Below are 11,891 nucleotides of genomic sequence, written 5' to 3' on the forward strand. Positions count from 1 at the left end.
GTAAATATGGAAAAAGATAGTATGGAAAATTTAAACAACGGGAACTATGACGCTTCCAGTATTAAAGTTTTAAAAGGTTTAGAGGGTGTAAGAAAAAGGCCAGGAATGTACATAGGTGATACTGATGACGGGACAGGCCTTCACCATATGGTTTTTGAGGTTGTTGACAACTCTGTTGATGAGGCTTTAGCAGGGTACTGTGACAAAATAAAAGTAACAGTTCATATAGATAATAGCGTAACAGTTGAAGATAATGGAAGGGGAATTCCTGTGGATATTCACCCTGAGGAAAAGAAGCCTGCGGCAGAGATAATAATGACTGTGCTTCACGCGGGAGGTAAATTTGATGCCTCTTCCTACAAGGTTTCAGGTGGTCTCCATGGAGTGGGTGTTTCTGTTGTAAATGCTTTATCTGAGTACTTGAAGCTTGAAATTAAAAGGGATGGAAAGCTTTACAGACAGGAGTATTCAAGAGGAGAGCCTATTACTTCCCTTGAAGTTGTTGGTAAAGCCAAAGGGACAGGTACAAAGATTACATTCAGGCCAGACCCTGATATTTTTACAAATATAGAGTTTGAGTTTGACATACTTGCCCAGAGGCTTAGAGAATTATCATTTTTAAACAAGGGGTTGTTAATTGAGCTTAAAGATGAAAGAAGCGGGCAAAGTAAAAGTTTCCACTACTCAGGCGGTATAAGATCTTTTGTTGAACATTTAAATAGGACTAAAAATGTTATAAACAAAAAGGTTATCTATTTTGAGGTTCCCAAAAACCAGACAATTGTTGAGATTGCAATGCAATGGAATGATGGCTACTCTGAAAATATATACTGTTTTACCAACAATATTAAAAACAAAGACGGTGGAACCCATCTTGAAGGTTTCAGGACTGCTTTGACAAGGTGTATAAATAAATATTTAAACCAGAACAATTTTCCAAAAGCGAAAAATATTAGATTAAGTGGAGACGATGTAAGGGAAGGTTTAACTGCTGTTATTTCTGTTAAACACCCTGACCCAAAATTCTCTTCCCAGACAAAGGATAAACTTATATCTTCTGAAGTGAAAAGCATTGTAGATTCTGTTGTTTACGAATACCTGATGGATTACTTTGATAAAAATCCATCTGTTGCCAAGGCTGTTATACAAAAGGCTATAGATGCTGCAAGGGCAAGGGAAGCAGCAAGAAAGGCAAGGGAGTTAACAAGGAGAAAAGGTGCCCTTGATTCTTCAAATCTTCCAGGAAAGCTTGCCGATTGTCAGGAAAAAGACCCTGCAAGGGCAGAGTTGTTTTTAGTTGAGGGAGATTCAGCAGGCGGTTCAGCAAAGCAGGGAAGGGATAGAAAAACTCAGGCAATACTTCCATTAAAGGGAAAAATTTTGAATGTTGAAAAGGCAAGGTTTGATAAAATCCTTTCCTCCGAAGAGATTAAACTAATAATTTCTGCCCTTGGCACTGGAATAGGAAAAGAAGAATTTGATATAAGCAAAATAAGGTATCACAAAATTATAATTATGACTGATGCTGATGTTGACGGTGCCCATATAAGAACATTGCTATTGACATTCTTTTTCAGGCAAATGAAAGAGGTTGTTGAAAAGGGATACCTTTATATTGCACAACCACCTTTGTATAAGGTTAAAAGCGGGAAAAAAGAGACCTATTTAAAAGACGAAGACCAGTTAAATGAATTTTTGGTGGAAAACTTTTTTGACAAGTATTCAATTAGGATTGAGGGGGAAGAGAGGGTTAGAAAATCCAAGTGGATAGATATTATTAAGAATGCGAAAAAAATGAGATACTTCCTTCAAAAACTCTTTAAGAGAGGTTACAGGGAAAACCTGATTTTATTTTTACTTGAAAATGAGGTTAGAAACGGGGATTACTTTAAAGACTCTGCAAATATCCACAAATTAAAAGAAATGCTTGAAGAAAACCTTTTTAATGTAAGTGAAGTAGGTTTTGACGAAGATGGTGAATCATACTATGTTGTTGTGTCAATTGATAATGTTGCTTTTTCAGGAAACAGGATAGACCAAAAACTTGTTTCTCTTCCAGAGTATATTGTGCTTTTAAACCTTTACAGGCATTTAAGTAACTATTTTAACAAAGAGATAAGAATTATAAGGGATAATGAGGAAGTCGATAGCGTGAACAATCTCTTTGATTTTGTGGACACTGTTGATTCCCTATCTAAAAAAGGAATTACTATCCAGAGGTACAAAGGTTTAGGTGAAATGAATCCAGAGCAGTTATGGGAAACAACCCTTAATCCTGATACAAGAACCCTTTTAAGGGTAACAATTGACGATGCGGTTGAGGCTGACGAGGTTTTCTCAAGATTGATGGGAGACCAGGTTGAGCCAAGAAGGAAATTTATTGAAGAGTATTCGTTAGATGTTGAAAATCTTGATATATAAGAGGTAAACCATGCCAGAAGATATTAGAAAAATTGAAATAGAAGAAGAGGTTAAAAAGTCGTACCTTGACTATGCAATGAGTGTCATTGTGGGCAGGGCTATTCCAGATGTTAGAGATGGGTTAAAGCCTGTCCATAGAAGGATACTCTATTCAATGTACGACATGAAAAATGACTACAACAAGCCGTATAAAAAGTCTGCAAGGATTGTCGGTGATGTTATAGGTAAGTACCACCCTCACGGTGATTCTGCTGTTTACGATGCAATTGTAAGAATGGCTCAGGATTTTTCTCTGAGGTACCCTCTTGTTGACGGTCAGGGCAACTTTGGTTCAGTTGATGGAGATTCTGCCGCAGCAATGCGTTATACAGAGATAAGAATGGCTAAAATTGCCCACGAATTGCTTAAAGATATTGAAAAAGAGACTGTACCATTTCAGCCAAACTACGACGGTTCATTAAACGAGCCTGTTGTTTTGCCTGCAAGGATTCCCAACCTTCTCGTAAACGGTAGCTCAGGTATTGCGGTAGGTATGGCGACAAGCATTCCTCCGCACAACTTAAACGAGGTTATTGACGGAATAATTGCTTTAATTGAAAACCCAAACATAACTGTTAAAGAGTTAATGCAACATGTAAAAGGCCCAGACTTCCCGACAGGTGGAATAATTTACGGAATGTCAGGAATTAAAAAAGCATATGAAGAAGGAAGGGGAAGGGTTGTAATAAGAGGCAAGGTAAACATTGAAAAAGTAAAGGGTGATAGGGATAGAATAATAATCTCTGAAATCCCCTATCAGGTAAACAAGGCAAATCTGATTACTAAAATAGCTGACCTTGTCAGAAACAAACAGATTGAAGGAATTGCCGATATAAGGGACGAATCAGACAGGGATGGAATAAGAGTCGTAATAGAGTTAAAGAAAGGGGTAATTCCACAGGTTGTATTAAATCACCTCTATAAACACACCCAGCTACAATCTTCCTTTTCAATAATCTTTCTATCCCTTGTTAACCTTCAGCCAAAGGTTTTAAACCTGAAAGGTATGCTTGAAGAGTTTGTATCTTTCAGAAAAGAGGTTGTAATAAACAGGACAAGGTACGAGTTAAGAAAGGCAAGGGAAAGGGCACACATTTTAGAGGGCTTGAAAATTGCAATTGAAAACATTGACGAGGTAATTGCAATAATCAAAAAATCAAAAAACCCTTCACTTGCAAAGGAAAATTTAATAAAAAGGTTTAACTTCTCAGAAAAGCAGGCTCAGGCAATACTTGATATGAAACTCCAGAGATTAACAGGGCTTGAAAGGGAGAAGATACTTGAAGAATACAGAAACATTTTAAAGCTTATTGCCGATTTAGAGGATATTTTGAAAAGTGAAAAAAGGGTTTATTCAATAATTAAAGATGAACTCCTTGCAATAAAAGAAGAGTACGGAGATCCAAGAAGAACCCAGATTATTCCAGATGAGCAGGAGTTTTCAATTGAAGACTTTATTCAGGAAGAGGATGTTGTGATTACCGTAAGTGGCGAGGGCTATATAAAAAGAACCCCGATAACCTCTTACAGAAAACAGAGGAGAGGTGGCAAAGGGATAAGGGGAACTTCGACAAAAGAGGAAGACTTTATTGAACATGTTTTTATTGCCTCAACCCATCAAACCCTTTTAATATTTACAACAAAGGGAAAATGCCACTGGTTGAAGGTTTACGATATCCCCGAGTATGGAACAGGGGCAAGGGGCAGGTCAATTGCAAACCTCCTTCAACTTGAATCAGATGAAAAGGTTGCAGCCTATGTTTCATTAAAGGAATTAGACCTTGAGGATAAATACATAGTCTTTGCAACTGAAAAGGGGCTTGTAAAGAAGACACCTGTGTCTGCTTTTTCAAACCCGAGAAAGAGTGGAATTATTGCAATTACTTTAAGGGAAGGGGACACGCTTATTTCAGCAAAGGTTTCAGGGGGAGACGATTTAGTCTTCATAGCAACGAGAAACGGTATGTCAATCAAATTCAATGAAAAAGATGTAAGGCCAATGGGAAGGGCTGCAAGCGGAGTCAAGGGAATAAATTTGAGAAAGGGAGATATTGTTGTTTCAATGGACATTGTCTCAGACGACAACGATGTTTTGACAATATCTGAGTTTGGTTATGGAAAGAGAACTTCAATCAAAGATTACAGACTCCAATCAAGGGGAGGTACTGGAATAATCAATATGAAGGTAACTGAAAAAACAGGAAAGGTTGTCAAGGTATTAACAGTTGACGACAACGATGAGATAGTAATAATGACAATTGAAGGTAAAGCAATAAGGGTAAAGGTTTCTGGAATCAGTAGAATAGGGAGAAATACCCAGGGGGTAAGGCTTTTGGCTTTAAACGGAAACGATGTTGTAACCGGTGCGGCAAAGATTGCAAGAAACGAACTTGATTAAAATATAAATTTTTGGAGGTTAGCATGAAATTTTTTATTGATACTGCAAATGTTGAAGAAATAAAAAAGATAAATGACATAGGCTTATGCGATGGAGTAACTACAAACCCCTCTTTAGTTGCAAGGGAAGGAAGGGATTTTAAAGAGGTTGTTCTTGAAATTTGCGACATTGTAAACGGTCCTGTTTCAGCAGAGGTAATATCCCTTGATTATGAGGGAATGATTAAAGAGGCTGAAGATATTGCAAAGTGGCATGAAAACATTGTAATCAAAATCCCAATGACCGCCGAAGGATTAAAGGCTGTAAAATGGTGTGCTGAAAACAATATCAAAACAAATGTCACCCTTATTTTTACCCCTATGCAGGCTTTTCTTGCTGCAAAATCAGGGGCAACCTATGTTTCACCATTTGTTGGAAGGCTTGACGACATTGTGCACGACGGAATTTCAATAATTCCCGAAATTAGGCAGATATTTGACAATTACTGTTTGCAGACTGAGATAATTGTTGCATCAATAAGAAACCCACTTCATGTAAGGGATGCTGCTTTATCAGGAGCAGACATTGCCACAATTCCACCAAAGGTTGTTTACCAGCTTATAAAACACCCTTTAACTGATATTGGAATTAAAAGATTTCTTGAAGATTGGGAAAAGGCCAACAAAAAGTAATTAAGGGAAAAATATGAAAAGGGATTTGCGCTGGTTTATTTCAGAACTTGAAAAAAAGGGAGACTTGTTGAGGGTAAAAGAAAAACTCTCTCCCATTCTTGAAATCTCTCAGTTTACAGACAGAATATCAAAAATGCACGGCCCTGGCCTCTTCTTTGAAAATGTTGAAGGGCACAACATACCTGTTGTTACAAACCTATTTGGCTCAATGGAGAGAATGGCTATTGCATTAGGGGTTGAGAGCCTTGACGAAATAGGGGAAAGGATAGATGCTCTATTAAAAGAGTTAATCCCCCCCCTTGAATCAAGTTTTTTTGATTCACTGAAAAAGTTGCCTTTGTTAAACGAAATAGCAAATTACAAGCCTCAAATTGTTAAAAAAGCACCCTGTCAGGAAATTGTCCTTCAAGGTGGAGATGTTGACCTTGAAAAGCTACCTGTATTAAAAACCTGGCCTAAAGATGCCGGTAGGTTTATAACATTGCCCCTTGTATTTACAAAGTCCCCTGACGGAAAGATAAATTGCGGAATGTATAGGATGCAACTTTACGATAAAACAACCACTGGAATGCACATACACATACACCACGATGGGGCTAAAAATTTAAGAGATGCTGGTAAAAAGGGAGAGAGAAAGGTTGAGGTTGCAGTTGCATTAGGGGGAGACCCTGCAATGACATATTCTGCAACAGCACCGCTTCCACCAATGATTAGCGAATTGTTTTTTGCAGGCTTTTTGAGAAAAAAAGGATTGCCTGTTGTTAAGTGCAAAACAGTTGATTTAGTTGTACCTGCCAATGCTGAGATTGTTTTAGAGGGCTATGTTGACCTTGATGATATGAGGATAGAGGGCCCATTTGGAGACCATACCGGTTACTACTCCCTTGCAGATTACTATCCCACATTTCATGTAAAATGTATAACAATGAGAAAAGACCCAATTTACCCAGCCACAGTTGTTGGGAAACCGCCTCAGGAAGACTGTTATATGGGAAAGGCAACAGAGAGAATATTCCTTCCATTATTAAAGGTGCAGCTTCCAGAGGTTGTTGATATGAATCTTCCTATTTTTGGGGTTTTTCACAACTTTGCAATACTCTCTATTAAGAAAGAGTATCCTGGGCACGCAAAAAAGGTTATGAATGCAGTATGGGGATTGGGGCAGATGATGTTTACAAAGATAATAATTGTTGTTGATGAAGATGTTGATGTTCACAATCTAAATGATGTAATGTGGAGAGTTGGAAACAATGTTGACCCTAAAAGGGATATTCTCTTTACCGACGGGCCTCTTGATGTGTTAGACCACGCCTCTCCCATTGAAAGATTAGGCACAAAGATAGGTATTGATGCCACAAAAAAATGGAGTTCAGAAGGCTTTGTAAGGGAATGGCCAGACGATATTGTAATGGAAACAGAGGTGGTTGATAAGGTTGACAAAATTCTTGAAAAAATGGGGTTAAAAAAGTAAAATCATGTTTGCCGCATTTTGTCGGGGCGTAGCGCAGTCTGGCAGCGCGTTCGGTTCGGGACCGAAAGGTCGGAGGTTCAAATCCTCTCGCCCCGACCATTTTATTTTGCCTCGTTTTTGCTTTAAATCCCCTAAACTTGACTTTGTTTAAAAATTTTTTTAGTATACTAACTTATGAAAATATTTTCACAAATTAATATTTATTATGTCTGGATTAAAAAAAATTAAAACAGGTAGTTTAAAAAATCAGATTTTTAGAAAAATAGTTTTAACAGCTTTTGTTATTCTTTTATCATTCGGGGCTTTGTTAACTATTTCCCTTTATTACACCAATATAAAGCTGGCAAAATCTATTATTGAGCAAAAGAATTTAGCTATTAACTATTTGGTAAGAAGCCACTTTATTAAATTAAAAAATTATGTTGAAACTTTAAGCAGAATAAATGCAATTAGAAATGCTATTTACCTTGATAAAAAAGCAAAAAATCAGGTGCTGGAGATTTATAAAGCACTAAAAGAAAGTGATAAAGACATAAATTATATTTATTCAGGGTATAAGGATGGAAGCATTTTAATTAACAACTGGACTCCCCCCAAAAACTTTGATCCAAGGCTAAGGCCATGGTATATAACTGCGGTAAAATCATATCCTAAAACATCAGGTGGTATTCCTTATAGAGAAATAAAAACAAAGGAATGGCTTGTATCAATAAGTAAAGCATTAATTGATGATAATGGCGAAATTTCGGGGGTGGTTTCTATAGATTCCTCTGCAGAGAACATTGCCTATAATTTACAGAAAAAAACAAAAGGATTTAAAACTATTCAAAGTTATATTATCAATAAAAAAGGCAAAATATTGATAAACAGAAATAAAAATTTAATAGGTCAAAAGATTATTAATGTTGTAAATAAACCTGAAATTTTTAAAAAATCAAATGGAACATTTTCTGTCAAAATTCAGGGCAAAGAAAAAATTGCATACTACAGCAAACTGGAAGATCTAAACTGGATTGTTTTAACGATAATGGACAAAAATGAAATTCTTTTTTTAATTTTAAAGAAGATTCTAATTGCTATTGTAATTGCTATATTTATTTCATTAATAATTGGCTGGTGGCTTGCAAATGTTTTATCCAAGAAATTTCTAAAACCAATTTTTATGTTAAAAGGCAGGGTAGATGCTATTGTTAAAGGGTGTGAGATTTGTTGTTCAGATTATAATTATCCTGAAAATGAAATAGGGGAAATTGCATTATCAATAGAAAAGTTAACAGAAAATGAATTGTTTAAAAAAAATGTTGAATTACAATCGGTAAACAAAGAACTTGAGATAATGTCAATAACAGATTCTTTAACCTGTTTGTTTAATAGAAGGAAACTATATGAAAAGCTTATTGACGAATTTAACCGTGCTAAAAGGTATAACACAAATTTTTCAGTAATTTTATTTGATATAGATGATTTTAAAAAGATAAACGATACCTATGGACATCTTAAAGGGGACGATGTTTTAAGAGAAATTGCTAATATTGTTTTAAAATCAATCAGGAAAACTGATGTTGCAGCAAGATGGGGAGGAGAAGAATTCTTAATTGTTTGTCCTGAAACTACATTAGAACAGGCTAAGATGATAGCGGAAAAGCTTCGCAGAGAAATTGAATGTTATGATTTTTCAATACCTCAGAAGGTAACAATTAGCGCTGGTGTTTTTCAATATTCAGGTGAAAAAAGTATTAACGATTTGCTCAACAAATTAGACCAAAAACTATATCAGGCAAAGAAAAGTGGAAAAAATAAAGTTGTCTTTTGAAACAATCTAAAATTTTTTAATTTCTCTTGGCTAAAAAAGTAAAATTAGCAAAAAAAGTTTTTCTTATTTTATTTAATAAAATTTCTTTAAAAAACAAATATCTCTTTTGTTTGGTGTAAATAAAAAATTAAAAAAATGTGACATATCTCAAATTTTTTCTTGTCAAAAAAGTTTTCATATTTTAAAATTTAACTTATCAACCAAAGAAGGTTTTTTTGAAAATTTAGTGGGAGGGCATTTATGCGTGCGAAAAGATTGCTTTTTCTTATCTTTGTCTTTGGTCTATTTGTTATTAACCTTCAAGCAAAAACTGGAATTGCCTTTGTACATGGCAAAGGAGATGCTGATTTAGCCAATGCTTCTGTTGCCTGGGATTACTGGACAACCGACATGTTGAGGGCTGCAAGCCATGACTTTTCAATTCCTCTGTGTGTTTGCCATTACAATGGTGAGGACTATATGTGGGTTGCTGCCGATCAGGTGGCAGGGCAATTGTACGATTTTATTACCCAGAATGGAATTGATGACCTTGTAATAGAGACACACTCCTTTGGAGGAGTTGTTATTAGGTGGATTTTTTCAAACCCTGATTGGGATTCCAGATATCCTACAATTATTAATGCCACAAGGTGGGTTAATGCAATTGCTGCACCTCAAAAGGGAAGTGAAGCCGCAGATTTTGCAGGAGACCTTGAAGGCTCATGGTTAACAGGCTGGCTTGTTGATTTATTAAATGAAAACACAAATTCCACCCACAATTGTAGAACAGACTGGATGGCTTATTATAATCAGTATTGGCTTAAAGGCACTGAAGGTAGACCTGCCCTTCCAAAACCATGGTACTGGATTTCAGGGTATGGTTTATGGAATGATTATTGGACTAAATTCCATTATCAGGATATTGGTCTTGCCACACTGTCAGGTGTTGTTGGTATGCCTGGCGAAGATGACGGTATGGTTTCAGAGTATTCTGCGGAAGCTGTAGGTTACCAGTGGTTCAGGACAGAGGCAAACCATCACCACAACAGAAGAAACGACTATAAAAAAATCGGCGATGCCCTTGCAACCGATTTCTAATTTGCGGAGGAAGATATGAAATTTATGAAAATATTAGCAATTGTTTTGTTTTGCAGTTTTCTGGGATTTTCTCTTGAATCAGGTGTTTTAAATGGCAAAATGCCTGTGGTTAAAGGTAAAGCCCCAGTTCATACCACAAAGTATTTTGTTGTTCACGGTGATATTGTCAACGGCAAGGTTGTTGTAAATGCGCCTATTTCATCTAAAAACCCCATAATTGTTCTTTTAGGCGAAAAGGCAGATTCAGTTTATATGGATTCTGTCTATAAATTAATGGCAAGGGGATTCCATACCCCAGAACTTGAAAACATGGAAGTTCCGGGTATGGGTACAAGGGTTGATGGAAAGAATCTAACCACTGGATATCATACCTTTGTTTTTAATGTTAAAAGTGCAAAGAGAAGTGCTGTGGATGTTGTTATCAGTGAACCAGATAGTCCTATTGCATTGAAAGTAGTTGCCGAACCTCTCTCTGTAAGGGTTGGTGATACTGTTACAATTAAAGCCGATTTGGGAGATAATGTTTCCTCTATTAAAACAATGGTAAAGGCTGTTATAAAAGGTGGAGAAATTGTTTATTTGAAAGATGACGGTGAATATCCTGACGAGGTTAAAGGTGATGGAATTTTCACTGCAAGCATAATTGCCGATACAGATGAACCTTTTAAGCCTGAAATGGTAAAAGTTGAAGCAATTGGTGTTACAAAAGATGGCACTCCCTTTATGAGAGACGCAACTGCTTCTTTTATGGTAACAAATCCTACCACTTTTATTGATGGTGGAGTAGTAGAACAGGGTGGTTCAATTGTTGTTCCCCTTGCTGCAGCTCAGGGTAAATACAGGGTTGAAATTATTTTTGGCAACGAAGACAGAGCCCTTGCATATGTCAGGGATGATGTTGAGTTAAACGGCAATAGCAAAAATGTTGTTCTTCCAAGGCCTGTTGAGGCTTTTGCAGCAAACAGGGCTATTGTAAGGGTATTGAATATGGAGACTTTAGGGGTTGAGGCTGAAGAAGAGATTTTTGTTCATCAGTTTAAAGATTTTGACGAAGATAGATTTCTTTTAAAACAGAAAAGAATGCAAAAGCCTATCCTTCCCAAATCAAAAATAGATGCTGCTAAAAAGTATGGAGATAATCCATCAAATTCAGAAATAAAGTAAAACTTTTGTAAAAAAAAAGCGGGGAATTTTCCCCGCTTTTTTTGTGTCTAATTATAGACTTATTACATTCCTAAAATATTGTAACCACTGTCAACATAAACTATTTCCCCTGTAATTCCCCTTGCTGCATCTGAAAGTAGAAAAACAGCTGTGTTTCCCACATCTTCAATGGTTACATTTCTGTGCAAGGGAGACCTTTCCTCAATTACATGGAGAATATCTCTGAATCCTGCAACACCTGCCGCTGCAAGGGTTTTAATAGGTCCTGCTGAAATTGCATTTATCCTTATTCCCCTCTCTCCTAAATCAACGGCAAGGTACCTTACTGAGCACTCCAAAGCCGCCTTTGCAACACCCATTATATTGTAATTTTTTATTACCTTTGTTGAGCCGTGATAGGTCATTGTAACAATGCTTCCACCCTCGTTCATTAGAGGTGAAAATTCTCTTGCCAGTGCAATCAAAGAGTAGGCGCTTATATCCAATGCTGTTTTAAACCCTTCCCTTGTTGTTTCAATAAACTTGTTCTTTAATTCATCCTGAGGGGCAAAGGCAACAGAATGCACAAGGTAATCAAATTTGCCCCACTCTTTACTTACCTTTTCAGCCACTGCTTTTATATCATCATCTTTTGTTACATCGCATTGAACACAAAATTTTCCTTCCAATTCCTCTGAAATTGGGATAACTCTTTTTTTCAATGCCTCTCCTGCATAGGTAAAAGCAAGCTCACAACCTGCTTTTTTCAATTGCGATGCAATTCCGTAGGCTATACTTCTCTTGTTTGCAACACCAAAAATAAGTGCTTTTTTCCCTTTTAAATCAATCATTCTCTCC

The 11,891-nt window shown here is 36.5% G+C and carries 8 protein-coding genes and 1 tRNA gene; 8 read left to right on the forward strand and 1 reads right to left on the reverse strand.

The annotated features are described in order from the left end of the window. Positions 1-21 precede the first annotated feature (21 nt). The 8 genes from gyrB (at position 22) to TTHT_RS09865 (ending at position 11,054) form a co-directional block, all read left to right on the forward strand. On the forward strand, positions 22-2,421 hold the full coding sequence (gyrB, locus tag TTHT_RS09830) for a DNA topoisomerase (ATP-hydrolyzing) subunit B (RefSeq protein ID WP_236578218.1): 2,400 nt from the start codon (positions 22-24) through the stop codon (positions 2,419-2,421). A 10-nt stretch (positions 2,422-2,431) separates the two neighbouring features. After that, a complete protein-coding gene (gene gyrA, locus TTHT_RS09835; protein WP_201327807.1) occupies positions 2,432-4,858 on the forward strand; it encodes a DNA gyrase subunit A in 2,427 nt (808 codons plus the stop codon). Positions 4,859-4,881: 23 nt separating this feature from the next. Continuing rightward, positions 4,882-5,529, forward strand: a complete 648-nt coding sequence (fsa, locus tag TTHT_RS09840; RefSeq protein WP_201327808.1) for a fructose-6-phosphate aldolase — start codon at positions 4,882-4,884, stop codon at positions 5,527-5,529. A gap of 13 nt (positions 5,530-5,542) precedes the next feature. Further along, positions 5,543-7,000, forward strand: coding sequence for a menaquinone biosynthesis decarboxylase (locus TTHT_RS09845; protein WP_201327809.1), 1,458 nt, complete (start codon positions 5,543-5,545; stop codon positions 6,998-7,000). A gap of 22 nt (positions 7,001-7,022) precedes the next feature. Further along, positions 7,023-7,099, forward strand: a tRNA-Pro gene (locus TTHT_RS09850). Between the two features lie 106 nt (positions 7,100-7,205). Continuing rightward, positions 7,206-8,813: a sensor domain-containing diguanylate cyclase gene (locus tag TTHT_RS09855; RefSeq protein ID WP_201327810.1), complete on the forward strand. Its 1,608-nt coding sequence runs from the start codon at positions 7,206-7,208 to the stop codon at positions 8,811-8,813. Positions 8,814-9,053: 240 nt separating this feature from the next. Beyond that, positions 9,054-9,890 carry a lipase family protein gene (locus TTHT_RS09860; protein ID WP_201327811.1) on the forward strand — a complete coding sequence of 279 codons (837 nt, stop codon included), beginning with the start codon at positions 9,054-9,056 and terminating at the stop codon, positions 9,888-9,890. 15 nt (positions 9,891-9,905) lie between these two features. Beyond that, positions 9,906-11,054 carry a hypothetical protein gene (locus TTHT_RS09865; RefSeq protein WP_201327812.1) on the forward strand — a complete coding sequence of 383 codons (1,149 nt, stop codon included), beginning with the start codon at positions 9,906-9,908 and terminating at the stop codon, positions 11,052-11,054. Positions 11,055-11,116: 62 nt separating this feature from the next. Here the strand turns inward: TTHT_RS09865 and TTHT_RS09870 are convergent, their stop codons facing one another. Then, complete coding sequence (locus TTHT_RS09870; RefSeq protein WP_408033919.1) at positions 11,117-11,881, reverse strand: enoyl-ACP reductase FabI; 765 nt, start codon at positions 11,879-11,881, stop codon at positions 11,117-11,119. Between the last annotated feature and the right edge of the window lie 10 nt (positions 11,882-11,891).

The organism is Thermotomaculum hydrothermale, from assembly GCF_016592575.1.
Classification (GTDB): domain Bacteria; phylum Acidobacteriota; class Holophagae; order Thermotomaculales; family Thermotomaculaceae; genus Thermotomaculum; species Thermotomaculum hydrothermale.

What these genes read in the sequence shown, in the direction of transcription:
- gyrB (WP_236578218.1), top strand. Translation starts at nt 22, where the DNA reads ATGGAAAATTTAAACAACGGGAACTATGACGCTTCCAGTATTAAAGTT.
- gyrA (WP_201327807.1), top strand. Translation starts at nt 2,432, where the DNA reads ATGCCAGAAGATATTAGAAAAATTGAAATAGAAGAAGAGGTTAAAAAG.
- fsa (WP_201327808.1), top strand. Translation starts at nt 4,882, where the DNA reads ATGAAATTTTTTATTGATACTGCAAATGTTGAAGAAATAAAAAAGATA.
- TTHT_RS09845 (WP_201327809.1), top strand. Translation starts at nt 5,543, where the DNA reads ATGAAAAGGGATTTGCGCTGGTTTATTTCAGAACTTGAAAAAAAGGGA.
- TTHT_RS09855 (WP_201327810.1), top strand. Translation starts at nt 7,206, where the DNA reads ATGTCTGGATTAAAAAAAATTAAAACAGGTAGTTTAAAAAATCAGATT.
- TTHT_RS09860 (WP_201327811.1), top strand. Translation starts at nt 9,054, where the DNA reads ATGCGTGCGAAAAGATTGCTTTTTCTTATCTTTGTCTTTGGTCTATTT.
- TTHT_RS09865 (WP_201327812.1), top strand. Translation starts at nt 9,906, where the DNA reads ATGAAATTTATGAAAATATTAGCAATTGTTTTGTTTTGCAGTTTTCTG.